Annotated in this window: 25 protein-coding genes; 17 read left to right on the top strand and 8 right to left on the bottom strand. The window is 70.2% G+C overall.

Annotation, left to right across the window (positions count from 1 at the left end; translation table 11 throughout):
* Positions 1-124: 124 nt before the first annotated feature.
* The 4 genes from ACOJSN_RS02195 to ACOJSN_RS02180 are packed head-to-tail and all read left to right on the top strand — an operon-like array spanning position 125 to position 3,911.
* Positions 125-1,120 carry a branched-chain amino acid ABC transporter permease gene (locus tag ACOJSN_RS02195; RefSeq protein ID WP_420110871.1) on the top strand — a complete coding sequence of 332 codons (996 nt, stop codon included), beginning with the start codon at positions 125-127 and terminating at the stop codon, positions 1,118-1,120.
* Positions 1,117-2,370 carry a branched-chain amino acid ABC transporter permease gene (locus ACOJSN_RS02190; RefSeq protein WP_420110870.1) on the top strand — a complete coding sequence of 418 codons (1,254 nt, stop codon included), beginning with the start codon at positions 1,117-1,119 and terminating at the stop codon, positions 2,368-2,370. Before ACOJSN_RS02195 ends, ACOJSN_RS02190 begins: the two co-directional genes overlap by 4 nt.
* Entirely contained in the window at positions 2,363-3,202 is an 840-nt protein-coding gene (locus ACOJSN_RS02185; protein WP_420110869.1) for an ABC transporter ATP-binding protein, read from the top strand. The genes ACOJSN_RS02190 and ACOJSN_RS02185 overlap by 8 nt, the downstream gene beginning before the upstream one ends.
* Positions 3,192-3,911 carry an ABC transporter ATP-binding protein gene (locus ACOJSN_RS02180; protein ID WP_420110868.1) on the top strand — a complete coding sequence of 240 codons (720 nt, stop codon included), beginning with the start codon at positions 3,192-3,194 and terminating at the stop codon, positions 3,909-3,911. Before ACOJSN_RS02185 ends, ACOJSN_RS02180 begins: the two co-directional genes overlap by 11 nt.
* Positions 3,912-3,936: 25 nt before the next feature.
* On the opposite strand, the gene ACOJSN_RS02175 is transcribed toward ACOJSN_RS02180, so the two are convergent.
* Positions 3,937-4,635, bottom strand: a complete 699-nt coding sequence (locus ACOJSN_RS02175; RefSeq protein ID WP_420110867.1) for a FadR/GntR family transcriptional regulator — start codon at positions 4,633-4,635, stop codon at positions 3,937-3,939.
* A 30-nt stretch (positions 4,636-4,665) separates the two neighbouring features.
* Positions 4,666-5,961: an alpha-L-fucosidase gene (locus ACOJSN_RS02170; protein WP_420110872.1), complete on the bottom strand. Its 1,296-nt coding sequence runs from the start codon at positions 5,959-5,961 to the stop codon at positions 4,666-4,668.
* A 417-nt stretch (positions 5,962-6,378) separates the two neighbouring features.
* On the opposite strand from ACOJSN_RS02170, the gene ACOJSN_RS02165 reads away from it, so the two are divergent.
* The 7 genes from ACOJSN_RS02165 (at position 6,379) to ACOJSN_RS02135 (ending at position 13,361) form a co-directional block, all read left to right on the top strand.
* Complete coding sequence (locus ACOJSN_RS02165) at positions 6,379-7,716, top strand: PrsW family glutamic-type intramembrane protease (protein ID WP_420110866.1); 1,338 nt, start codon at positions 6,379-6,381, stop codon at positions 7,714-7,716.
* Positions 7,717-7,917: 201 nt separating this feature from the next.
* Entirely contained in the window at positions 7,918-8,214 is a 297-nt protein-coding gene (groES, locus tag ACOJSN_RS02160; protein ID WP_420110865.1) for a co-chaperone GroES, read from the top strand.
* Positions 8,215-8,384: 170 nt separating this feature from the next.
* Complete coding sequence (guaB, locus tag ACOJSN_RS02155) at positions 8,385-9,896, top strand: IMP dehydrogenase (protein WP_420110864.1); 1,512 nt, start codon at positions 8,385-8,387, stop codon at positions 9,894-9,896.
* A gap of 30 nt (positions 9,897-9,926) precedes the next feature.
* Positions 9,927-11,051: a GuaB3 family IMP dehydrogenase-related protein gene (locus ACOJSN_RS02150; protein WP_420110863.1), complete on the top strand. Its 1,125-nt coding sequence runs from the start codon at positions 9,927-9,929 to the stop codon at positions 11,049-11,051.
* Positions 11,048-11,668 carry a Pr6Pr family membrane protein gene (locus ACOJSN_RS02145; protein ID WP_420110862.1) on the top strand — a complete coding sequence of 207 codons (621 nt, stop codon included), beginning with the start codon at positions 11,048-11,050 and terminating at the stop codon, positions 11,666-11,668. The genes ACOJSN_RS02150 and ACOJSN_RS02145 overlap by 4 nt, the downstream gene beginning before the upstream one ends.
* Entirely contained in the window at positions 11,665-12,633 is a 969-nt protein-coding gene (locus tag ACOJSN_RS02140; RefSeq protein ID WP_420110861.1) for a Gfo/Idh/MocA family protein, read from the top strand. The genes ACOJSN_RS02145 and ACOJSN_RS02140 overlap by 4 nt, the downstream gene beginning before the upstream one ends.
* Before the next feature lie 38 nt (positions 12,634-12,671).
* The gene (locus ACOJSN_RS02135; RefSeq protein ID WP_420110860.1) at positions 12,672-13,361 is read left to right on the top strand and encodes a Type 1 glutamine amidotransferase-like domain-containing protein; all 690 of its coding nucleotides are present in this window, start codon (positions 12,672-12,674) and stop codon (positions 13,359-13,361) included.
* Between the two features lie 33 nt (positions 13,362-13,394).
* Here the strand turns inward: ACOJSN_RS02135 and ACOJSN_RS02130 are convergent, their stop codons facing one another.
* Entirely contained in the window at positions 13,395-14,315 is a 921-nt protein-coding gene (locus tag ACOJSN_RS02130; protein WP_420110859.1) for a hypothetical protein, read from the bottom strand.
* Between the two features lie 177 nt (positions 14,316-14,492).
* Between ACOJSN_RS02130 and ACOJSN_RS02125 the strand changes: the two genes are divergently transcribed.
* Positions 14,493-15,779 carry a DUF222 domain-containing protein gene (locus tag ACOJSN_RS02125; protein WP_420110858.1) on the top strand — a complete coding sequence of 429 codons (1,287 nt, stop codon included), beginning with the start codon at positions 14,493-14,495 and terminating at the stop codon, positions 15,777-15,779.
* Between the two features lie 4 nt (positions 15,780-15,783).
* Entirely contained in the window at positions 15,784-16,014 is a 231-nt protein-coding gene (locus tag ACOJSN_RS02120; RefSeq protein WP_420110857.1) for a hypothetical protein, read from the top strand.
* Between the two features lie 33 nt (positions 16,015-16,047).
* Here ACOJSN_RS02120 and ACOJSN_RS02115 read toward each other — a convergent pair whose 3' ends face one another.
* The 3 genes from ACOJSN_RS02115 to ACOJSN_RS02105 form a co-directional block, all read right to left on the bottom strand.
* Positions 16,048-16,659, bottom strand: coding sequence for a cysteine hydrolase family protein (locus ACOJSN_RS02115; protein WP_420110856.1), 612 nt, complete (start codon positions 16,657-16,659; stop codon positions 16,048-16,050).
* Between the two features lie 103 nt (positions 16,660-16,762).
* Positions 16,763-17,467, bottom strand: a complete 705-nt coding sequence (locus ACOJSN_RS02110) for a YqeB family protein (RefSeq protein WP_420110855.1) — start codon at positions 17,465-17,467, stop codon at positions 16,763-16,765.
* Positions 17,460-18,071, bottom strand: a complete 612-nt coding sequence (locus ACOJSN_RS02105; RefSeq protein WP_420110854.1) for a TetR/AcrR family transcriptional regulator — start codon at positions 18,069-18,071, stop codon at positions 17,460-17,462. The genes ACOJSN_RS02110 and ACOJSN_RS02105 overlap by 8 nt, the downstream gene beginning before the upstream one ends.
* 121 nt (positions 18,072-18,192) lie before the next feature.
* Between ACOJSN_RS02105 and ACOJSN_RS02100 the strand changes: the two genes are divergently transcribed.
* From ACOJSN_RS02100 to ACOJSN_RS02085, 4 genes are read left to right on the top strand one after another with little or no spacing between them, the layout of a single operon-like run.
* Positions 18,193-19,335: a glycosyltransferase family 4 protein gene (locus ACOJSN_RS02100; protein ID WP_420110853.1), complete on the top strand. Its 1,143-nt coding sequence runs from the start codon at positions 18,193-18,195 to the stop codon at positions 19,333-19,335.
* The gene (locus tag ACOJSN_RS02095) at positions 19,325-20,443 is read left to right on the top strand and encodes a glycosyltransferase (protein ID WP_420110852.1); all 1,119 of its coding nucleotides are present in this window, start codon (positions 19,325-19,327) and stop codon (positions 20,441-20,443) included. The genes ACOJSN_RS02100 and ACOJSN_RS02095 overlap by 11 nt, the downstream gene beginning before the upstream one ends.
* A 19-nt stretch (positions 20,444-20,462) precedes the next feature.
* A complete protein-coding gene (locus ACOJSN_RS02090; protein ID WP_420110851.1) occupies positions 20,463-21,302 on the top strand; it encodes an SGNH/GDSL hydrolase family protein in 840 nt (279 codons plus the stop codon).
* Positions 21,303-21,329: 27 nt separating this feature from the next.
* On the top strand, positions 21,330-21,764 hold the full coding sequence (locus ACOJSN_RS02085) for an NUDIX hydrolase (protein WP_420110850.1): 435 nt from the start codon (positions 21,330-21,332) through the stop codon (positions 21,762-21,764).
* A 7-nt stretch (positions 21,765-21,771) separates the two neighbouring features.
* Here the strand turns inward: ACOJSN_RS02085 and ACOJSN_RS02080 are convergent, their stop codons facing one another.
* Entirely contained in the window at positions 21,772-22,959 is a 1,188-nt protein-coding gene (locus ACOJSN_RS02080; protein WP_420110849.1) for a glycosyltransferase, read from the bottom strand.
* 70 nt (positions 22,960-23,029) lie between these two features.
* Positions 23,030-23,330: ROK family protein (locus ACOJSN_RS02075; RefSeq protein WP_420110848.1), on the bottom strand; the 301-nt coding region annotated here is incomplete at its 5' end.

Raw genomic sequence — 23,330 nt, 5'->3', positions numbered from 1 at the left:
AGCCGATCGAGTAGCTGACGGACGAGGGGGCCGGGCGATCGCCCGGCCCCCAGCCGTGACCACCCATGGTCGGGGGAGCGACGCAGGTCCCCCGACCCCCCCTCATGTGTGAGGAGCCCCGCCGGTGCAGTTCCAGTACGTCTTCGACCAATTCACCAGTCTCGTGGTGGGCGGTCTCGTGTTCGGGTCCGTCTACGCGCTCATCGCCCTCGGCTACACCATGGTGTACGGGGTGCTGCAGCTCATCAACTTCGCGCACTCCGAAGTGTTCATGTTCGGGACCTTCGCGACCGTGTGGGCGCTGTGGCTCATCGGTGCCGACGCAACGACGGTCGGCTTCGCGCTGGTCGCCTCGCTCGCGTTCGCGATGCTGATCTCGATGATCACCTCCGGCGGCGTGGCGCTGCTGCTGGAACGCGTGGCCTACCGGCCGTTGCTGAAACGCGGGGCACCACGGCTGATCGCGCTGATCTCGGCGATCGGTGCCTCGTTCGTGCTCTCGGAGGCGATGGGCCTGCGCGGGGCGATCGCGTCGGCACTCGGGATCAGCGACAACCTCGGTCGCTATGTGGCCCGCTCCCGCGAGAACCTCGGGCTCCCGACCGATCGGACCTTCACGGTCCAGTTCGAGCTGTTCGGGTACGGCGTGACCAACCTCAACATCATCGTGGTGGTTGCTGCGGTGCTGATGATGGTCGCTGCCGACCAGTTCATCCGCAGGACGAGGATCGGGCGCGGCATCCGTGCGGTGGCACAAGACCCCGAGACGGCTTCCCTCATGGGCGTGAACAGCACCCGGGTCATCCAGATCACGTTCCTGATCGGCGGCATGCTCGCCGGCGCCGCCGCCACGTTGTACATGCTGCACGTGGGCCTCACGCGGTACAACGCCGGTTTCCTGCTCGGCGTGAAGGCATTCACTGCCGCTGTGCTCGGCGGGATCGGCAACCTCCGCGGCGCGCTCGTGGGCGGTCTCGTGCTCGGGGTGGCGGAGAACCTCGGAGCTGGACTGTTCGGCAGCGAGTGGCGCCACGTGGTCGCGTTCGTGCTGCTCGTGTTCATCCTGCTCTTCCGACCGACTGGCCTCCTCGGCGAGTCCCTCGGAAAGGCACGCGCATGAGTGGGACGACGACGCCGTCATCTCCCGGCCTGGCGGCTCGGCTCGACCGTGCGCGCAACGGCGCGAGGGCACGGCTGCAGCGCACGCCTCGGTGGGCTCAGCTCCTCCTGATGGTCGCGCTTGCGCTGTTCTGCTACGTGCTGCCGCTGCTGGAGCCCCCGATCATCTCGACCCCCGGCACGGCCTTCGGTGGCGTGCTGTTCACGGTCTCGATCTACGTGCTCGTGGCGGTCGGGCTCAACATCGTGGTCGGCTACGCCGGCCTGCTCGACCTCGGCTACGTGGGCTTCTACGCGATCGGCGCCTACACGGTCGGTGTGCTCACGGCGCAGCACGCTACCTGGCCGTGGCTGCTGAGCCTGCCCGTGGCACTGGGCGTGACGATGCTCTCGGGTGTGCTGCTCGGGTGGCCCACGCTGCGCGTGCGCGGGGACTACCTGGCGATCGTGACGCTCGGTTTCGGCGAGATCGTCAGGCTCTCGCTGATCAACAGCGATTGGCTCGGCGCTGCGCGCGGGATCAGCCCGATCCCGGCGCCGCCCAGCCTGCCGCTGTTCGAGGTGCCGCACTTGGACTGGAGCACCGGGGTGCCGCTCGTCGACTTCGACCGCACCACGACCTTCATCGAGTTCGGGGTCACCGATCCCGTGCCGTTCTACTGGCTCGCGTTGACGCTGGTGATCCTGGTCCTGCTCGCCGATAAGCGGATCAAGAACTCGCGCGTGGGTCGCTCCTGGGAGGCGACCCGTGAGGACGAGGACGCGGCCGAGCTCATGGGCGTGCCGACCTTCAAGTTCAAGCTGCTGGCGTTCGCGATCGGTGCGTTCGTCGGCGGCATCGCCGGCTCGCTGTTCGCGACCCGGCAGACATTCATCAACCCCGAGTCGTTCACGCTGCTGATCTCGATCCTGTTCCTGTGCGCGGTGGTGCTCGGCGGCCAGGGCAACCGGTGGGGCGCCGTGGTCGGTGCCATCGTGGTGGCCTACCTGCCGGAGCGGTTCCGCGGGTTCGAGGAGTGGCGGGTGCTGGTGTTCGGCCTCGCGCTGATGGTCCTGGCGATCTACCGCCCGCAGGGGATCCTGCCGCCGCGGCGCACCGTGCGTGCGCAACGGATGGCGGAGGAGAGTGAAGCGTTGGAGTCGGGTGCGCTGGACTCCGACGAAGGCGAGCCCATCACGGTCGGCGCGAGCGACGCCGTCGGCGATGACCCACCCACCCGACCCGAGGACGAGGGGAGGAACCATGGTTGACGTGACCGCTGCGCCGTCGGCGGATCGCAGTCGATCGAGCGAGCCCGTGCTCGCGATGGACGACATCACGCTCCGGTTCGGCGGCGTGACGGCGCTCGACGGCGTGAGCTTCCATATCGACCACGGGGAGATCCTCGGCCTGATCGGCCCCAACGGCGCCGGCAAGACCACGGCGTTCAACGTGATGACGGGGATCTACCGCCCGACGTCGGGGACCGTGCGGCTCGACGGCCGGTCCACGGCCCGACTGAAGCGGTATCAGATCGCCAAGAGCGGCATCGCGCGGACCTTCCAGAACATCCGGCTGTTCAAGGCGATGACGGCGCTCGAGAACGTCATGGTCGGCGCCGATGCGCAGCACAAGACAGGCCCGATCTCGGCGCTGTTCGGGCTGCCTCGACACCGGCGCGAGGAGGCCGCCGGGCGCGAGCTCGCGCACGAGCTGCTCGACTTCGTCGGCGTGCGGGGGCGGGCCGACGAGCTCGCCGGCAACCTCTCCTACGGTGACCAGCGGCGGCTGGAGATCGCGCGTGCCATGGCCACGCAGCCGCGGCTGCTGTGCCTGGACGAGCCGGCGGCGGGCTTCAACCCGTCGGAGAAACAGGCGCTGATGGAGCTGATCCGCAAGATCCGCGACCGCGGGCTCACGGTGCTGCTGATCGAGCACGACATGCGGCTGGTGATGGGCGCCGTCGACCGGGTGGTGGTGCTGGAGTTCGGGCGCAAGATCGCCGACGGCACGCCGACCGAGGTGCAGAACGACCCCGGTGTGATCGCCGCCTACCTCGGCGTGGAAGAGGACGAGGTCGAGGAGGGTCCCGATGCTTCTTGAGGTACGTGACCTGTCCGTCAACTACGGGCACATCGAGGCGATCAGGAACATCAGCTTCGACGTGCCCGAAGGCGCGATCGTCACCCTGATCGGCGCGAACGGCGCCGGCAAGAGCACCACGCTCAAGACGATCTCCGGGCTGCGCAAGGTGCGCACCGGCTCGATCCTGTACGACGGCGAGGACCTCGCCAAGGTCTCACCCGACAAGCGGGTCCAGATGGGGATCAGCCAGTCGCCCGAGGGGCGCGGGATCTTCCCCGGCATGACCGTGCGGGAGAACCTCGAGATGGGCGCATACGTGCGGCGCGACCGCAGCGCCGCCGCGCTGGCGCCGGACTTCGAGCGGGTGCTCGACCTCTTCCCGCGGTTGGCCGAGCGGATCAAGCAGGCTGCCGGCACCCTCTCGGGCGGTGAGCAGCAGATGGTCGCGATCGGGCGCTCGCTGATGGCGCGGCCACGCCTGCTGCTGCTCGACGAGCCCTCGATGGGGCTGGCGCCCAAGCTGATCCAGCAGATCTTCACGATCATCGAAGAGATCAAGGCGCAGGGCACCACGGTGCTGCTGGTCGAGCAGAACGCCGCCCAGGCGCTCAAGCGCGCCGACCACGCCTACCTGCTCGAGACCGGCGAGATCGTCCGCTCCGGCACCGGCTCCGAGCTCGCCGGTGACGCCGCCGTGCGTGCCGCGTACCTGGGCGGCGACGTCTGAGCAGGAGACCCCGAGCGTTGCGCGCTCAGCGCTCGGGTGTCTCCTCATCGACCTCGAGGCTCGCCTGCATCCACTCGGACACGCCGCCCACGTGAACGGTCATGAGTGCGCCGGCTAGCTCGGGGTCGCCGCTGGCGATCGCCTGCACGATCCGGCGGTGCTCGAGCAAGGTCCGGTCGACCGCGCTCGACTCGGTGAGGCCACGCCACACGCGTGCGCGCACGGTCTGACCCGAGACCGCGTCGATGAGTGAGGCCAGGTAGCCGTTGCCGCTCGCCGTGGCGATGGCCGCGTGGAACTCGAGGTCGTGCTCCACGAGGTCCTCGATCGAGCTCGCCGCCTCGGCGTTGTCGATCGCGGCGGTCATGCGTGCGAGGTCCTCGGGCGTGACTCGAGTTGCCGCGGCGCGGGCACTGGCGTTCTCGAGGATGCCGCGCACCTCCAAGACCTCCAGCACTGCGCGCGACTGGTGGAAGTCGAGGATGAACGACATCGCCTCCAGCAACAGCTGCGGCTGCAGGCTCGTCACATACGTTCCGTCACCGCGGCGCACGTCCAGGACACGCAGCGCCTCGAGCATCTTGACCGCCTCGCGCAGCGAGCTGCGCGAGAGGCCCAGCCGCTCGCTCAGCACGTGCTCGGGAGGCAGTCGGTCCCCGGGGCGAAGCTGGCCCGACTGGATCATGCCCTTGATCTGTCTGATGGCATCGTCGGTCAGGGACATGTGCGTGATCCTCGGTAGTGACGTCCGTCCTCAGGCCTTGGACGAGGCCTCGTCGTTGGTGAGCCAGATCTCGACGACCGGGACCGCCACAGCCGGCGGTCGCACCGGCAGCGTGAGCGTCACGGTCCCTACCGACTCACCGCCCGGCGTGGTGTTCTGCGCATGCTGGTGCGGGTCGCTCTCGGTGACCGCGACCTCGGAGGCGTCGTTGAGGAGTTGTGCGTAACGGACCCGCCCCGCGAGGCCGGTCAGGTGGACGTGCCGCATCGGCCAGGAGAACAGGTGCAGGTACAGGCGGTCGCCTCGCTGGGTATAGACGGCTCCGGGCGGCGGCGTGAGCTCGGACGGACCGGCGCCGTAGATCGACGCGGAGTGCAGCTCCATCCAGGTGCCGATCTCCCGGAGGCGCGCGGCATCGGGCGGGTCGATCTCGCCGCGTCCGTTCGGGCCGACGTTGAGCAGCAGGTTGCCGTTCTTGGAGACGCCGTCCACGAGCATCCGGATCAGCAGGTCGACGGGCTTGGCATCGAGGTTGTCGCGGTCGTAGCCCCAGCTTCCGTTGATCGTCTGGCACGCCTCCCAGCGCACGAGCTCGCCATCGCGGCGCATCGGTCCGGAGGGCTGATACTGCTCGGGTGTGACGAGGTCGCCTGGGATGTCTAGCCGGTCGTTGACGACGATGCCGGGCTGCAGCTCGCGGGTGAGCCGCATGAGCTCTTCCGAGTTCCAGTCGGCGCGACCCTTGCCGGGGAGGCCACCGCGCCCGCCCGGGTAGGAGAAGTCGTAGAACAGATAGGAGATCTCGCCGTAGTTGGTGAGCAGCTCCCGCACCTGACCGTGCAGATACTCCGCGTAGCGCGCTTGGTCTCGCCCCGCGTTCAGGCCGGGCACGTCCTCGTGCTCGCGGAGGGGGTGGATGCCGTCGACGACGAAGTCGGGGTGATGCCAGTCGATGACCGAGTGGTAGAAGCCGACCTTGAGGCCGGCGCCCCGCACGGCCTCGACGAACTCGGCGACGGCGTCGCGACCGAAGGGCGTGTTGGTCGCCTTGAAGTCCGTGAGAGCGGAGTCCCAGAGGGCGAAGCCCTCGTGATGCTTGGTGGTCAGCACGACGTACTTCATCCCCGCCTCGGCAGCGAGCTTCGCCCAGGTCTGGGGGTCGTAGCGGTCGGCGGTGAACACGTCGGCGTAGCGCGCGTACTCGTCCGGGTCGATCTGCTCGCGGTGCTGAACCCACTCGTGCCGTGCCAGGAGGCTGTAGAGGCCCCAGTGCACGAACATTCCGAAGCGGTCGTGGTCGAACCAGGCGTGCGGGTCGGTGGCCATCGTCGTCACAGGCTCCTTCTGCCGCGCGACCGTGGCGCGACCGTCGTCGAGAATCGTCAAACATCCGATGTGTGGAGTGTAGTGACCCTCGGCCGATTCTGCTCAGGCTGATGGCTGGCAAGGTCAGATCGACTGAAGTGGCGGGGATTCACCGGCGTAGCTGGTCGGAGTGAGGTCAAATGGCGTCGAGGAGAGGATGGTGTCGACGCCCGATACATCACATCATTGTCTGGCGAGGCCATCGACGCACGTATGTCATCGCCATCGCGGTCTCGCAGAGAATCTCGCTGCTCCTGATCGTGTTGGCGAGCTGGTTGCTCGGGGCGCCGTGCGGCCGGGACTCGTCTCTGGAGGACGGGTAGTTCGACCCGGGGCAACCACGCTCGCGCGAGAGCTTCCCGCGATAGCGTGCACGCCGTGACGAATCAGTATCAGCAGCCAGACCAGCGGCCGCAGGGCTACCAGCCGGGCTACCAGCAGGACGCTCCGCAGCAGGGCTACCAGCATGGGTATCCCCAACAGGGCTACCAGCAGGGCTATCTGCAGCAGGGGTACGGCTACGCCCAGCAGCCGGCCGCGGTGAACGTGCAGCCTCCCGCCTCGTCGATGGCGCCGCAGCCCGGTGCGATGCCGTGGGCGGCGGTCGCCCCGAAGCGGAAGCGCCCGGTCGCCCTGGAGATCGTGCTGGTGATTCTCGGCGGGCTGGCGGCGTCGGCGTTCGTGGTGCTGATGGCCGTGGTCACGAGCGGTGCCGACGTGTTCGTGGCCGTGCTGCTCTCGATCGTGCCGCTGGTGATGATCGGGGCGGTGATCCTGTGGATCGACCGCTGGGAGCCGGAGCCGCGGTTCCTCATGATCGCCGCGCTCTTGTGGGGCGGCGGTGTCTCCGTGTTCATCGCGAGCCTGCTGAACAGCGTGGTCGGTGTCGCGATCGGCGGAGCTCTCGCGCCCGACATGGCGCCTGAGCTCACCCCCGCCGTGTTCGGTGCGCCGATCGTGGAGGAGGCCGCCAAAGGACTCGGCATCCTGCTGATCTTCCTGGTCCGGCGCCGTGAGTTCAACGGTCCGGTCGACGGCGTGGTGTACGCCGCGATCGTCGCACTGGGTTTCGCGGTGGTCGAGGACGTCCAGTACTTCGCGCTCAACGCCGACACGATGGGCTCGGTCTTCGTGATGCGGGCGCTGCTCAGCCCGTTCGGGCACCTCATCTACTCGCTCCCGATGGGGATCGCGCTGGGCTTCTCGTCGCGGATGCGCTCCAAGGCGGCGTGGCTGTGGCTGTTCCCGCTCGGTTACATCGTGGGCGTCGGGCTGCACATGGGCTGGAACGGCAGCCTCACGATGGCGAGCTCGGGTCTGGACATCATCGCGATCTTCGTGTTCCTCAACTGGTTGCCGTTCGCGCTACTGGCGGCCGTGGTGATCTGGCTGCGTCGCCGGGAGTCCACGATCATCTCGCAGCGGCTGCGCGACTACGTGCCCAGCGGCTGGCTCACCGAGCAGGAGGCTGAGACGGTGGCTTCGATGCGCGCCTCGCGCGCGGCCCGGAACTGGGCCGCTCGGTTCGGCCCGGCCGCGAAGAAGGCCATGCGGGACTACCAGCGCGCGGCCACCCGGCTCGCGTACGCCCGCCAGGACCTGTACACCGGCCACGCCGGCAACCGCGCGCGCATCGACGAGGCGGACCTGCTCAGCGCCATGGCGCAGTCCCGCGCCGAGGTCACGGCCCGCTCCCAGGGTGCGCCGGTCGGCTGAGGTTCGACGGCGACACGCACCGGACGTTTTAGCACTCGCCTTGACCGAGTGCTAACGCGAAACTAGATTGTGACCCAGGCTCCATCCGGAGCTGGAGACCGTGCCGCAGGTTCGGTCGTCGACCCCCGCGACGGCGACGGCCAGCACCATCGGCACGGCCCATGTCCTGATCAGTTGAGATAGCGAAAGGGGAGGTCCGCTGTGTCGGTCTCCATCAAGCCGCTCGAGGACCGGATCGTCGTCAAGGCGAGCGATGCCGAGCAGACCACGGCCTCTGGCCTCGTCATCCCGGACACCGCGAAGGAGAAGCCCCAGGAGGGCGAGGTCCTCGCGGTCGGCCCGGGTCGTGTTGACGACAACGGGAACCGTGTTCCGGTCGACGTCGCCGTGGGCGACACCGTCGTCTACAGCAAGTACGGCGGCACCGAGGTGAAGTACGCGGGCGAGGACTACCTGATCCTCTCTGCGCGCGACGTCCTCGCGATCGTCGAGAAGTGAGCTGACGCTACCCAGCGTCTGACTCGACAGCAGGCCCCGGCCGCCCTCGTGGCGGTCGGGGCCTGCTGCTGTCCACAGCCTCGACGAGCGAGTCGAGGTGAGGGACGTCACGGGCGAGCGAGCGGACCGGGGGACGCGACGCCGTCGGGCTCCCGCCTAGACTTGTCCACGTGACGCAGCCGCAGCGCGACCCCTTCGGTTTCATCGGACTCACGTACGACGACGTGCTCCTGCTCCCTGGGGAGACCGACGTCATCCCCAGTGACGCGGACACCTCCACGCGCCTGACTCGCGAGATCTCGATGAAGATCCCGCTCGTCTCGGCGGCGATGGACACCGTGACCGAGGGGCGGATGGCGATCGCGATGGCGCGCCAGGGCGGCGTCGGCATCCTGCACCGCAACCTGCCGATCGCCGAGCAGGCAGCGCAGGTGGACCTGGTGAAGCGGTCGGAGTCGGGAATGGTGACCGACCCGCTGACGATCGGCCCCGATGCCACGCTCGCCGAGCTCGACGCCCTGTGCGCGAAGTTCCGCGTCTCCGGCCTGCCGGTGGTCGACGGCGACAACAGGCTCCTCGGCATCATCACCAACCGCGACCTGCGGTTCGTGGAGCCGAGCAAGTTCGACGTCACCCGCGTGCACGAGACCATGACGCCGATGCCACTGGTGACGGCGAACGTGGGCGTCTCGCGCGAGGATGCCTCAGCACTGCTGGCCAAGCACAAGATCGAGAAGCTGCCGATCGTCGATGCCGACAACAAGCTGACCGGGCTGATCACGGTCAAGGACTTCGTCAAGTCCGAGCAGTACCCGCTGGCCACCAAGGATGGTGAGGGTCGGCTCGTGGTGGGGGCCGCCGTCGGGTTCTTCGGTGATGCCTGGGAGCGGGCGAGCGCCCTGGTCGAGGCGGGTGTGGACGTGCTCGTGGTCGACACCGCCAACGGGCACGCACGGCTGATGCTCGACATGGTGCGCAAGCTCAAGTCCGACCCCGCGACCAAGGGCGTGCAGGTGATCGGCGGCAACATCGCCACCCGCGAGGGCTCGCAGGCGCTGGTCGAGGCTGGCGTGGACGCTGTCAAGGTGGGCGTGGGCCCGGGGTCGATCTGCACCACCCGCGTGGTCGCGGGTGTGGGAGTGCCGCAGGTGACCGCGATCTACGAGGCGTCGCTCGCGGCGAAGCCGGCGGGTGTGCCCGTGATCGGCGACGGCGGTCTGCAGTACTCCGGCGACATCGCCAAGGCGCTGGTGGCCGGAGCCGACTCGGTGATGCTCGGCAGCTTGCTCGCCGGCACCGATGAGGCGCCCGGCGACCTCGTGTTCTCCGGTGGCAAGCAGTTCAAGCTCTACCGCGGCATGGCCTCGCTCGGTGCGATGCAGTCCCGCGGCGACCGCCGCTCGTACTCCAAGGACCGCTACTTCCAGGGCGATGTGTCCGACGACGACGTGATCACCGAGGGCATCGAGGGTCGCGTGGCGTACAAGGGATCGGTCGGGCAGGTGGCGCACCAGCTCACCGGCGGGCTGCACCAGTCGATGTTCTACGTGGGCGCCCGGACGGTGCCCGAGCTGCAGGAGCGCGGCCGCTTCGTGCGGATCACTGCGGCTGGGCTCAAGGAGTCCCACCCGCATGACGTGCAGATGGTCTCCGAGGCACCGAACTACTCCTTCCGCGGCTGAGGTCCCGCCACCGGCCGGTAGCCTGTGGCGGTGACTTACGAGATCGAGATCGGCCGCGGCAAGCGGGGCCGCCGCGCGTACTCCTTCGACGACATCGCCGTGGTGCCCTCTCGGCGCACGCGGGACCCCGAGGACGTATCGGTTGCGTGGCAGATCGACGCCTACCACGTGGACCTGCCGGTCCTCGCGGCGCCGATGGACTCGGTGATGAGCCCGGCAACGGCGATCCGGCTGGGGGAGCTGGGCGGCATCGGTGTGCTCGACCTCGAGGGGTTGTGGACCCGCTACTCGGACCCGGAGCCGGTGCTCGCTGAGATCGCCGACCTGCCGCAGGACCGGGCCACTGCGCGCATGCAGGAGCTGTACGCGGCGCCGATCATTCCGGAGCTGATCACGGAGCGGCTGGGGGAGATCCGTCAGGCAGGCGTCACGGTCGCCGGCGCGCTCTCGCCGCAGCGCACACAGGAGCACTGGCGCACGGTGGTGAGCGCGGGCGTGGACCTGTTCGTGATCCGTGGCACCACGGTGTCGGCTGAGCACGTGTCCTCGAACGCGGAGCCGCTCAACCTCAAGCGGTTCATCTACGAGCTCGACGTGCCGGTGATCGTGGGCGGCGCGTCCACCTACACCGCCGCACTGCACCTGATGCGCACCGGAGCGGCCGGTGTGCTGGTCGGGTTCGGAGGCGGAGCCGCCCACACGACCCGTACGACACTGGGCATCCACGCCCCGATGGCCACCGCCGTCGCCGATGTGGCGGCGGCACGACGCGACTACCTGGACGAGTCCGGTGGCCGGTACGTGCACATCATCGCCGACGGCGGTGTGGGCCGTTCCGGCGATCTCGTCAAGGCCGTGGCGTGCGGTGCCGACGCCGTGATGCTCGGAGCCGCGCTCGCCCGCGCCACCGAGGCGCCGGGCCGCGGCTGGCACTGGGGCTCGGAGGCGCACCACCCGCAGCTCCCGCGCGGTGAGCGGGTGCAGGTGGGCACGGTGGGCACCCTGGAGCAGATCCTGCGCGGCCCGGGCAGCCAGGCCGACGGCACCCTCAACCTCATCGGGGCGCTGCGCCGCGCAATGGCCACCACCGGCTACTCCGACCTCAAGGAGTTCCAGCGCATCGAGGTCGTGGTGTCGCCGTATCACCCGGCGTGACGTCCTCGCCCGCGATCGTCTCGCTGTGGCGCGCGCTGCTTGCGGTGCTCGCCTGGACCGGGGTCTGGTGGGGGCTCGACGGCGGTGGTCCGGGTGGTTCGGTCGGCTGGTTCAACCTGGCGTACTTCACGCAGGTGTGCGGCGTGCTGGTGGCTGCGACGGCGACCGGTGCGCTGCTGCGGCCGCTCTGGCGCCGGGGTGAGATCGAGGCGCGGTACGGGGTCGTGCGAGGTGGCGTCGCGGCCTGCTCGATGCTGACGCTGATCGTGTTCGCCACGTTGCTCGGCGCGGACTACAGCACCGGCCACAGCGTGCTGCTGCACCTCGTGGTGCCGCTGGTCGCGCTCGCGGACTGGCTGTTCGTGGGGCGGAACCAGACCGCGCTGCCGTTCTGGGTGCCGTTCGCGTGGTTGGCCGTGCCGCTCGCCTACCTGCCGATCTACCTGTGGGCGAGCGGCCACGTGGGTCCGCTGTACGGATTCCTGCTGCCCGGCGATCCCTCGTTCGTCCCGATCGCCGCGGTGATGCTCGCGGGGTTCCTGGCGCTGTTCCTCGCCTATTGGGGGCTGGGTCGCCTCCAGGGTGTGATGGTCCGACGGCGGGAGGTCGCCTCGTGAGTGGCGTGCGGTGGGGTGTGATCGGGGTCGGCGACGTGGTCGAGCACAAGAGCGGTCCCGCGCTGCAGACGGTGCCGGGCTCGAGCATTGCCGCCGTGATGCGGCGCGACGGTGCGCGAGCGGAGGACTTCGCGCGGCGGCACGGGGTGCCGCGCTGGTACGACGATGCCCAGGCGCTGGTCGAGGTCGGAGGCGTGGACGCCGTCTACGTGGCCACCCCGCCCAGCAGCCACGCCGAGCACACGATTCGGGCCGCGGCGGCGGGTAAGCCGGTGTACGTGGAGAAGCCGATGGCGCGCTCCGTGGGGGAGTGCGAGGCGATGATCGAGGCGTGCGATCGAGCCGGCGTCGGGTTGTTCGTGGCGTACTACCGGAGGGCGCTGCCGCGGTTCGTCGCGGCTCAGCGGGTGATCCAGGAGGGGCGGCTGGGCCGGGTCGAGCGGGTCGAGGTCACGCTGTTGCGTGAGTCGGCAGGCGGCGGTTGGCGACTCGACCCGGAGCTCGCGGGCGGCGGCCTGTTCGTCGACCTCGCCTCCCACACCCTCGACTGGCTCGATCTCGTCTTCGGTGCGGTCACCGTGCTGGGGTCGGAGGTCGACGGCGGACCGGCTGAGTCGCGCGTGAACGTGGCCTTCTCGTTCGGCTCCGGCGTGACGGGGCACGGCCGGTGGGACTTCGAGGCCGGGCGTGTGCACGACGCGATCGAGATCGTCGGCAGCGAGGGCAGCATCCGGATGTCGTGCTTCGGGGCCGAGCCCGCCGTGCTCACGACGGCGCGTGGACCCGTGGCGCTGCCCGCCGGCCAGCCGTCGGTGGTGCAGCAGCCGCTGATCGAGAACGTGGTGGCGTCGCTCCTCGGTCAGGCGGAGCCCTTGAGTACGGGCGCGACGGCGATCCGCACCACCCGTGTCATCGACACCGTGCTCGCTGGCCATCGGGAGCGGCACGGGATCAGGTTCGGCTGAGCGCTGCAGCCGAAGCGCTGCCGGATATCGTCGGTGGGATGCGCGGAAGTATCTGGCTCGGCTGCGGTAGCGCGGACGATGAGCGACCACTCTGGCTGGACATGCTCGGTGGGCGTCGGACGCGGATCGTGTACTGGCCGTTCGCGCTGCCGACTGCGATGGCCGCGACGGCCGACAGCTGGTTGCGGACGAACCTCGATCAGCTCGGGGTGAACTACGAGCTCCAGACGTGGCAGTCGTTGCACGGCCATGTCCCCGACGAGCTGAGCACGGACGCGGTCGACCTGCTGTTCGTGGGCGGTGGCAACACCTTCCGACTGCTGGACGAGGTGCGGTCGCACGGGTTCGTCGATCAGGTACGCAGATTCTGGTCCGCTGGTGGCGGCTACTACGGCGGCAGCGCCGGTGCGGTGCTGGCCTGCGAGAGCATCGCGATCGCCGAGGGACACGACGCCAACGACCCAGGTCTGGTCGACCTGAGCGGCCTTGGCCTGCTCCCCGAGGTCACCGTGCTCCCGCACTTCACGGACGATCAGGTGGGGGCGGCCCTGCAGTGGGTGGCAGGGCACGGGACCGCGATCATCGGCCTGCCAGAGAGCATCGGACTTCACGTATCGCCTGTGGACGGCCTCGTGCGCGTGATCGGCGCCGGGACGCTCAGCCTGATCTCGGCATCGGGCATCGAAGCGATCCCTCCGGGACAGTCGTTCGAGTTCGCGCTCGCCTGAGAACGCAGGCGTTCTGCGCCTGATGCTGCGGACTCAGGTCCCGAGCCCCCACGCCCGGCGAGTCCGGGCGAGCCGCTGGAACCCCGCTGCTGTGGCCTGCTCAAGCTCGGCTGGCTCGTTCTCGTCGGCGTACATCAGCACGCGGTCCACGCGCCCGAGTGCGAGCCAATCGGCGGCAAGGCCGAGCAGCCAGAGAGCCAGCCCGTCGGGGGCGCCGTCAGCGACCCAGAGGTTCCCGACGTCGGCCATGCCGCCGGCAGGCACGAGGCGTGCTTCGGCATCCAGCACGTCGACCTCGATGTAGCCCACCAGGTCAGATCCGCGGTGCGCGGCCAGACGCGTGCCGTTCACCCCGAGCGTTCGGCGCACCTCGAGGCCCGCTGCCGGCGCAGCCGGGCGGGAGATCCGGCCGACGCCGGCGAGCAGCACGACCTCGGCGCGCCCGTCCGGCTGAAACCCGGCATCGGTGAGCAGGTTCTGCACGTGCGGCCACTGCTCAGGCACTCCGTACACACCCGGCGCGGGCAGCGACGGGTCGGCGTGCACGCGCCGGACACCGGCATGACGCATGAGATCGAGCGCACTCGCGAGAACGGACCGCCCGGCGTCGTCGCTGTCCGGCCAGTATGGGGCGGCCGGCCACTGCAGCAGCCAACGGATCTCGCCGATGCCGCGGTAGTTGTCCCCGACGTCGGGCTCGTCACGGTACAGGAGCACGTGCGCGGCCGCGCTCAGGCGGCCACGTTGCTCGGCGACCAGCGTCACCCGCTCGCGGACCCAAGGGTCCACGACGAACTCTCCGGGTTCGCGCTCGAGCTGGCTGAGCGCGCTGTTGGTGGACACGACGACGCCGGGCACCACTGCCTGGGCGTGCGCGTTGACCAGTGCCGTGAGCTGGTCGCGGTCCGAGCGGCGGAACCGGCGGACGGGCACCGCCGTGGCTGGGGTGGACATGGGCATGCCTCCTGAGAAGGGATCAATGAGGCCGCCACCGGTGCGGTACATCGACCAGGCTATCCGACCGTGCTCGACGGCACCGTGCTTCCGCGGAAGCGCGCACGGGACATCGAATGTCGGACCCCATCCGTAGTGTTCGAAGAAGGTGTTCCGGACACGACGGAGGGGTCGACCATGACGACGATGACGACGGCGGACGAGGGCGTCGACGCGACAGTGGAGGAGCGCGATGTCAGCGACATCGCGCACGAGCTGGGCACGTTGGCGGTGACACAGGCGGCCAACACCAGCCGCTTCCACCAGCAGCAGGCCGAGTTCGACAGACGCAGGGGCTGGTCGCAGCATGGCGTCGGATCGTGCAGCCACTGGCTCAGCTGGCGGTGCGGAATGTCCACCACGACCGCGCGCGAACAGCTCCGGGTGGCGCGCCGGTTGGAGGAACTCCCGCTGACGGTCGCGCAGTTCTCGGCCGGAAAGCTCTCCTACTCCAAGGTCCGCGCCATCACGCGGGTCGCCACCGCGGCAACCGAGGCCGAGCTGCTGGAGATCGCGTGCGCGGCCACGGCCAACCAGCTCGACCGGTTCGTGGCCGGCGTCGCCACGGCCAGCTCCGGCAACGACGTGAACGCTCGGCACAGCAGGCGGTATCTGTCGTTCCGCACCGAGGCCGACGGGTCGGTGAGCTTCTCGGGGAGCTGCTCGCCCGAGGACGGCGCCATCGTCCTGGAGCGGTTGCGTCTGGTGCAGGACTACCTGGCGCGCACCGACGGAACCGCGGAGGGGCACAGCACCGACGGACCGTCGGCGTCCTTCGACGGACCCGACGTCACGCAGGGCCGCGCGCTGATCGATGCGCTCGTCCTGCTGTGCGACGAGGCCACCGTGGGCAGCGACGCGGAGCCCACCAGCGCCGATGAGGCGCTCGGGTCCCGCCGCAGCGAGACCGTGCTGCACGTGACGCTCGACGAGCTCTCGGAAGCGGCCGGGGCCGGGGTGGGCCTGCGCGCTTCCGCGGAAGCGGCCGACATCGGAACCGATGCTTCCGCGGAAGCGCTGGCAGATCCTGGGGAGGTCCGTATCGGGCCGCGGTTGGAGATGGGGCCGGCGTTGCATCCGGCCACGGCCCGGCGTCTGTGCTGTGATTCCGGGCTGGTGCTGAGCCTGCATGATGAGTCCGAGCGGCGGCGGGGTGCCAGGGTGGTGCCGAATGCACGGATCGGCCGCACGTTGAGTCTGGGGCGGCGCCGGCGCCAGCCCAGCCGCGCGTTGCTGCGCGCGTTGTGGGACCGGGACCACGGCTGCCGCTTTCCCGGCTGTGAACGCCGCCGCTACCTGCACGCCCACCACATCCGACACTGGGCCGGGGGGCGGTCCCACCGATCTCGACAACCTCGTACTGCTCTGCGGCCAGCACCATCGCCTCCTGCACGAGGGCGAGTACGCGCTCACGTTGCACGGTGACGTGGTGACCGTTTACGACGACCTCGGCCGCCTCGTGCCCCACGTCCCAGCGCTACCGGAGCTCCCCGACACTGATCACGACAATGACCCCGCGTCGCCTCGCACGTCAGAATGTGCGGCGGACCGGCGGTCGACAGACCCGCTGCCGCTCGATCCGGTCAACGGAGGGCCCCTGGAACTCGAGTACGCCGTCGGCGTCGTCGCCGAACGGTGGCATCTCCACAGCGTGGGCTGAGACCGCCGACGCGCTCAAGGCTGCACGCGAGACTCAGAGACTCGCGACGATCTCCTCGGACGTGACCGGCGTGGAGAACATCGGATAGTCGAACGAGAGCGCGTTGTCGTGCTCGGCCTGCGAGGTGGCCGCCGTGCAGTCGGTGAGGGTGATGACCCGGAAGCCGTTCTCGTAGCCGGTGCGCATCGTGGACTCCACACAGCAGTTGGTGAGGAACCCTCCGAGGATGATGGTGTCGATGCCCTTGCTGCGCAGGATGAAGTCCAGGTTGGTGCTGGCGAAGGTGTCCAAGCCGCGCTTGCCCTCGATGAGGATGTCGCCTTCAGCTGGCGCCAGCTCGTCGATGATGGCGGCGCCCCAAGTGCCCTTCACGAAGGCATTGCCATCCACCACACCCTTCAAGATCCCATACGGGTGCGTGCTCAGCTCGCCGTAGCCCGGCGCGAACGTGATGGGTGCGTGCATGATCGTGACACCCGCCGCGCGAGCCTTCTCCACCAGGGCGGTGGTGTTGCTCAGCATGTTCGTGCTCTCCATCACCGGCGCGACGGCGTCGTGAAGGACACCGCCCGGCGACGTGAACTCGTTCTGGTACTCGATCAGCACGAGTGCGGTGCGGGCGGGGTCGAGCGTGAGGTCGGACATGAGGGCTCCTGACGTCGTCGTGGACGAGCTGACGTGCCCATCATGCTGCTGCTGGCATCGTTGTGTGACGGGTTCGACGGGCGTTGCCTCACATGTGGTCGGCTCAGTGCCGCGAAGACCCCGGCAGCCGCGCGTACTCCTGCGCGCCGCGTCGGTCGCGCACGAGTACACCCGCCTGGCTCAGCTCCGCACGCAAGTCGCGGGCGCGCGCCTTCTGACCGTCCTCCAATGCCGTCGCGCGCGCCCGAAGCAGAGGCGTGGCCACCTCGCCGAGGTCGTCCCGACCCTCGACGAAGGGCGAGAAGGCGCGCTCGAGCGGATGGCCGCCGTCGGCCCATGGATACCCGGCCTCCGCGAAGGCACGCCCCACGCGGCGGGGACCCACGCCGTCCACCTTCCCGACCGCCAGCATCCGCCCGCGCGCGTCCGCGAGCACGAGTTCCTCACCGTCCACGAAGGCCGAGGCGATCCGGCCTCGCTCCACCCACGCGGTGCGCTTCTGCAGCCGGGTCTGCACGCCGTCGGGCCGGATCTCGCACACGAGTGTCTCGCCCTCCCAGTCGCCCACGATCATCAGCCCGAAGGCGAGCCCGGCCACTGCGAGGGCGGCGATCGTGATCGCCTCCGGCAGCGCAGCGGCCGCACGGAGCAGCGCGGGTGCACTGTCGAACGTCTGCTGGAACCAGCCGAACAGGGCGTCGGCGCCCCACCCGAGGGCGGCGCCGGCCACCGCGGTCAGCGCGCACACGCCGATCACAGCTCCCGGGTGCAAGCCGAGCTTGCGTACCTGAAGGGTGGCGTCAGACATCAGGGATCCTCGACACGTCGGGGGAGCAGAGGTAGGCAGCGACCGCGCGCCGCAGCTCGGCGCGATGATCGCGGCCGGGTTCGGCGTTGAGGTAGAGGCCGTCGACCATCGAGGACACCACGGCGGCAGCCGTGGCCGAGTCGAGCGTGGCGTCGAACCGCCCGCTCGCCACACCGCGCGAGACCGCATCGGTCAACGCCCCGATCGTCACCGCGCTGGTCTCCTCCACGATGGCGGCGAGCTTCGCATCGACCGTGACCCGCCGGATCAGCTCGACCACGAAGAGCGCAGCCTCATCGTCCACCGACTCGGCCGCGAGCCCGTCCACGAGGTGGAGCACGGCCTCGAGCGGGTCCTCGATCAGCTGCGCACGCTCAGCCAGCTCGGCGTTGCGGGGGCCGTCGGCGGCGAACAGGGCGCGGAACAGGCCCGCCTTGTCGGTGAAGTGGTAGAAGACCGTGCCGGACGCCACTCCGGCGCGCCGCGCGACGTCGGTCACGCGCGTGCCGTCGAAACCCCGGGCGGCGAACTCGATGGCGGCGGCCCCGAGGATCTCGCTGCGGCGCGCCGCCGCCCGTTCAGGGTCGGCGATCCGTGGTGTCATACCGGCCATCCTCACATTAACTGACTACTCAGTCAAACAATGGCCGCGGATTCACCGAGCGTTTGCCCGACACGCACCTGGTCCTCGCCGCACGGTCGTCTGGCGCTGGGGTGATGGGCACGTGCGGATCGCGATCGTCGCCGAGTCCTTCCTGCCCCACACCAACGGCGTCACCGGTTCGGTGCTCCGAACCCTGGCCCACCTGCAAGCCCGCGGACACGAGGCCGTGGTCCTCGCCGCCGGTCATGGCGCACCTGTGGAGCATGACGGCGCACCGGTCCTCCATCTTCCTTCGTTGCCTCTCCCGGGGTACCCGCGGGTCCGGCTGAACATGGCCGGTCAGCGCCGGGTCGCCGATCTGCTCACCGCCGTGGAACCCGACGTGGTGCACCTGGCCGCTCCGATGCTCTTGGGTCACAAAGCGGTCCGCGCTGCCGCTACGCTCGGGCTGCCCACCGTGGCGGTGTTCCAGACCGACATCGCCGCCTACGCCGAAAGGTACGGATTCCCCGGTTGGTCGGAACGCGTGTGGGCGCGGATCGGCGAGATCCACGAGCAGGCCGACCTCACGCTGGTGCCCTCCACGCAGTACCGCGACGAGCTCGGCCGGCGGGGCGTGCAGCGGCTGCAGATGTGGGGTCGTGGCGTGGACCAGGCGCAGTTCGACCCTGCCCACCGGAGCGAGGCGATGCGGAACGGCTGGGGCGTCGAACCGGGGGAGGTGGTGGTCGGCTACCTGGGCAGGCTCGCACCAGAGAAGCAGGTCGATGACCTCGCCGCGCTCGCCGGCATCCCCGGAGTGCGGCTCGTGCTCGTGGGCGACGGGCCGGCGCGCGCGAGCGTGGCCGCCGCTCTCCCCGACGCCGTGATGACCGGTCACCTTGCCGGCACTGAGCTCGGTGCCGCGGTCGCCTCGTTCGACATCCTCGTGGCGCCCGGTGAGAGCGAGACCTTCTGCCAGTCCCTGCAGGAGGCGCTCGCGGCCGGTGTGCCGGTGGTGGCTCCCGCAGCCGGCGGGCCGCGCGACCTCGTGGACGTCTCCCGGACAGGCTGGCTCTACGCACCGGGCGACCTGGCCGGGCTGCGGTCCGCCGTCGTCGATCTCGTCGGTGATGAGCGCAAGAGGCGCGCCTTCGGGCGCGCTGCGAGGGCCGCCGTCGTCGATCGCACCTGGGCGCGGATCGGCGACGAGCTGATCGATCACTATCGATGGGCGCGAGCGCACGCGGCCGGGACGAGCTCGGGAGGTGCGCGTGAGCGCTGACGCCCTGCACGCGGTGGCGGTCGCGAACTTCTTCGGGCCGCGAACCGGCGGCCTACGCACCGCGCTGCTGGAGATCGGCCGCGGCTACCGTGCCGCCGGGCACCGGTACAGCCTGGTGGTGCCGGGTGAGCGGGACGCGGCGATCGAGACCGACGTCGGCGTCATGCACACGGTCGCGGCGCCGCCGGTGCCCGGCTCGGGCGGGTACCGCGTGATCGTGCGCACGGGTGCGGTGCAGCGGCTGCTGGAGGAACTCGCGCCCGACCGGCTGGAGCTCTCCGACCGCACCACGTTGCACGGCATGGCTCACTGGGCGCTGCGGCACGGCATCCCGTGCCTGCTCACCGCGCACGAGCGGCTCGACGGCGTGCTGGCCAGCGCGGGAGTTCCCGTGCCGCTGGCACGCCGTCTCGCCGACGCGCGCAACCGCGCAAGCCTGGACTCCGGCGCGACCGTGGTCGCCACCACGGCCTTCGCAGCGCGCGAGATCGAGCGCGTGGGTGGGCGGCCGGTGCGGGTGCCGCTGGGTGTGGATCTGGAGCAGTTCACGCCGGTGGAGCGCCGTTCCCGCGCAGGCGTCGAGCTGCTGCTGTGCAGTCGGCTCTCGCGCGAGAAGTGGCCGGATCTCGCGATCGACACGCTGCGTACACTCCGCGAGGGCGGTGTGGACGCGCGCCTGACCGTGGCCGGCCACGGCCCCATGAGGGCCGCGCTCGAACGCCGCTCCGCCGGGCTGCCGGTGCGGTTCCTCGGCTACCTCGAGGATCGGAGCGAGCTGCGCAGGGTCCTCGGCACCGCCGACCTCACGCTCGCACCGGGGCCGATCGAGACGTTCGGGCTCGCCGCCCTGGAGAGCATGGCCTGCGGGACACCGGTCATCGGCAATGCCGCCTCGGCGCTGCCCGAGGTGATCGGCACCGGCGGTGCGGCGGGCCTCGCCGCGGACGGCACGCCCGAGGCGTTCGCCGACGCCGTGGACGACCTGCTGCTCGTTCCCGAACGCGTGCGCCGCACGGCCGCCCGGCGCCGCGCCGAGCAGTTTCCCTGGCAGCGCACGGTTGCCGCCCTGCTCGCGATCACGCCGACCCCTGATCCTGTGCCCGCCTGAGGAATCGGTAGGAGGAGCTGTGACCACGACGATCCCCACCACCAGCGACCACTCCCTCCCGCGCACCACCCCTCTGCTCTGCGCGCTCGGCGACTCAGCGAGTGCCGGTGTCGGGGACCGGATGTCCGGCAGCACGCGGTCCGGTATGCATGATCTGCCCGGCTGCGGCTGGCCGGTGCACCTGGCCACCGCGCTCGGCGTGGATGTGCTCAACCTCGGCCGCAACGGCGCACGCGCACGTGACGTGGTGGCGACCCAGCTCCCCGACGCGCTGACGGCACGCCCGGATCTGGCCACCGTGCTCATCGGCGGCAACGATGTGTTGCGCGGCGACTTCGACATCGCCGAGGTCGGTGCCGCGCTCTCCGGAGCGACCACCTCATTGCTCGACGGCGGTGCTCAGGTCGTGCTCGTTGTCCCACCTCAGATCGCACCCGACCTGCCTGCACCCGCCGCGGTGCGGCGGGTCCTCGGGCGGCGGATGGAGGAGGTGCGCGCGGCCGCCCGGGAGGTGGCGGCCGTGCACGCGCACCCGGACCTGGTACTTGTCGACGCCGACCCGTTGCGTGCCGCCGGACGTCATGTGATGCACATCGACCGGATCCACCCCTCGCCCCGCGGACATCGGCTGATGGCCCGTCTGGTCGCCGACCGGCTGCTTGCTCGCGGCTGGCCGACGCGTGGCGAGATCAACGCGGTGCCGGCGCCCCCGGGGCTGGCGATGCAGGCTGCCTGGTTGCTCGTGCGCGGCGTGCCGTGGCTCACCCGGCGTAGCCGCGACCTGCTGCCCGAGCTGGTGCGGATGGTGATCACGGAGGAGCGTGCGCGGCGGCATCAGGCCGACGTTCCCACCACCTGATCGCTACCGCTGCGTAGAGTGCGGCGGGTGCTGCACTTCACCGAGTACGACACCAGGCTCGCCGGGTACGCCGTGATCACCCGTGGCGACGAGATCCTGCTGACCTGGTTCAACGGTGCGCGCCCAGGCTGGTCCTTGCCCGGGGGCGGCATCGAGTTCGAGGAGAGCGTCGAGGAGGGCGTAGAGCGCGAAGTGAAGGAGGAGACCGGCTACGACATCGAGCTCGGCGGGCCGATCGTCACCGACTCCTTCACCGACACCGACCCGGAGCGCGCGCGACCCTTCAAGTCGGTTCGGATCCTGTACGCCGCCGAGATCGTGGGCGGCACGCTCGGCACGCTCGAGGTGGGCGGCACCACGGATCGCGCCGAGTGGATCCGCTTCCAGGATCTCGACGACCTGGACGACCATCCGCACGCCGATATCGTGGACCTGGCGGTCTCGCTCGCCCGGCCTCGCTGAAGCAGGCTCAGGTCAGCAGCGCGCGGTAGTGCTCCACGCTGGCGGCCGCCACGTCGCACCAGCGGCGTGCGAGCGCATGCTCCCGACCCGCGCGGCCCAGTAAGGCGAGACGATCCGGGTCGGCGAGCAACGCGGTCACGGCGTCCGACCATGTGCCCGGGTCCCAGCCGGGGAGCAGAACTCCCGTGACGCCGTCGACCACCGACTCGGCGAGCCCGCCGGTGCGGGCGGCGACAACCGGGACGCCGCTCGCGGCGGCCTCGAGCGCGACCAGGCCGTAGGTCTCCGAGTGCGAGGGTACGAGCACGAGCGTGGCTGCGCGCATGAGGTCGGCCAGGTCCGGGCGAGCCTGCGGGCCGAGAAGGGTGACGTCGTCGGCGACGCCCAGCTGGTGCGCGAGTGCCGCGAGCGAACGGGGGTAGTCCTCGTCGTTGGTGGCGCCACCGGCCACGAATAGCCGCGGGCGCGGCGCGCCGGGGTCGCGCCGGGCGACGACGCCCGCGAGCGTCTCGATCGCGAGGTCGATCGCCTTGAGCGGCTCGAGGCGGGCTGCCGCGAGCAGGATGGGGCGACCGCCGCCGGTACCGGGGTGGAACAGCTCGGTGTCCACGCCGGGGTGGACCACATGGACGGCAGCGGGGTCGGCACCGAGCCGCTCGATCACGGTGCGCGCCTCCGCCTCGGACACCGCGATCACGGCGTCCGTGGAGCGCGCCAACCACGCCTCGCCCTCCAGCCGGGCAGGCGACTCAGGGCGTTCCCCTTCGGAGAGCGCGGTCTGGGGCGGGGCGGCGATGCTGTGGAACGACTGCAGGTGCGGCACCCCAAGCTCGCGCGCCAGCGGCAGCGCCGCCATGCCGGAGAACCAGTGCTGGGAGTGCAGCACGTCGACCTGGGGGTGGTCGGCGGCGAGGGCGGCACGGAAGGGGTCGATGAGCTCGTCGTGCGCGCTCTTGAGCAAGGTCCGCGGTGGCCCGACCGGCAAGCGACGCACCAGCACGCCGTCCACGATCTCGCGCTCCGGTGCATCCTCGCCCGCGCGCCGGGTCCACACCGTGACCTGGTGCCCGGCCGCAGCCATCGCCGCGCTCGTGTGCCGCACCACCACGTTCATCCCGCCGACGTCGCCCGCCCCAGGCGGTTGGAAGGGATCGGTGTGCAGACACACGACCCCGACACGCAACGATGACGACACGGCGACATTCTTCCGTGAGGTGAGTTTCGCCGTCGTCGGGGTCGGGTCCGTCAGACGAGCGGGCTTGCGGTCAGGTCGTGCGGTCGGCGAGGTAGGCGTCGATCGTGGCGGGCTCGAGCACCTTGTCGACGACGACCATCGCTGCGCCTCGGATACCGGCCTCGTCACCCAGTCGCGCGCGTTCGATGGTCAAGTGCCCGGTCGCCGCTGGGACCGCGCGACCGTAGATGCCCTCTCGAAGCCCGGTGAACAGGTGATCCTCCGCGTCCGCCAGGTAGCCCCAGACGCTGATCGCCGCAGGGTTGAGGAGGTTGACCGCGCCGGCGAGCGCCTCGCCGATGTCGCGCCCGGCCTCGCGCACTGCCTGCACG

The sequence above is a fragment of the Pseudactinotalea sp. genome, assembly GCF_048594945.1.
Lineage (GTDB): Bacteria > Actinomycetota > Actinomycetes > Actinomycetales > Beutenbergiaceae > Pseudactinotalea.
The sequence above is the reverse complement of the archived record's forward strand: the minus strand, read 5'-3'. Positions and strand labels throughout refer to the sequence as shown.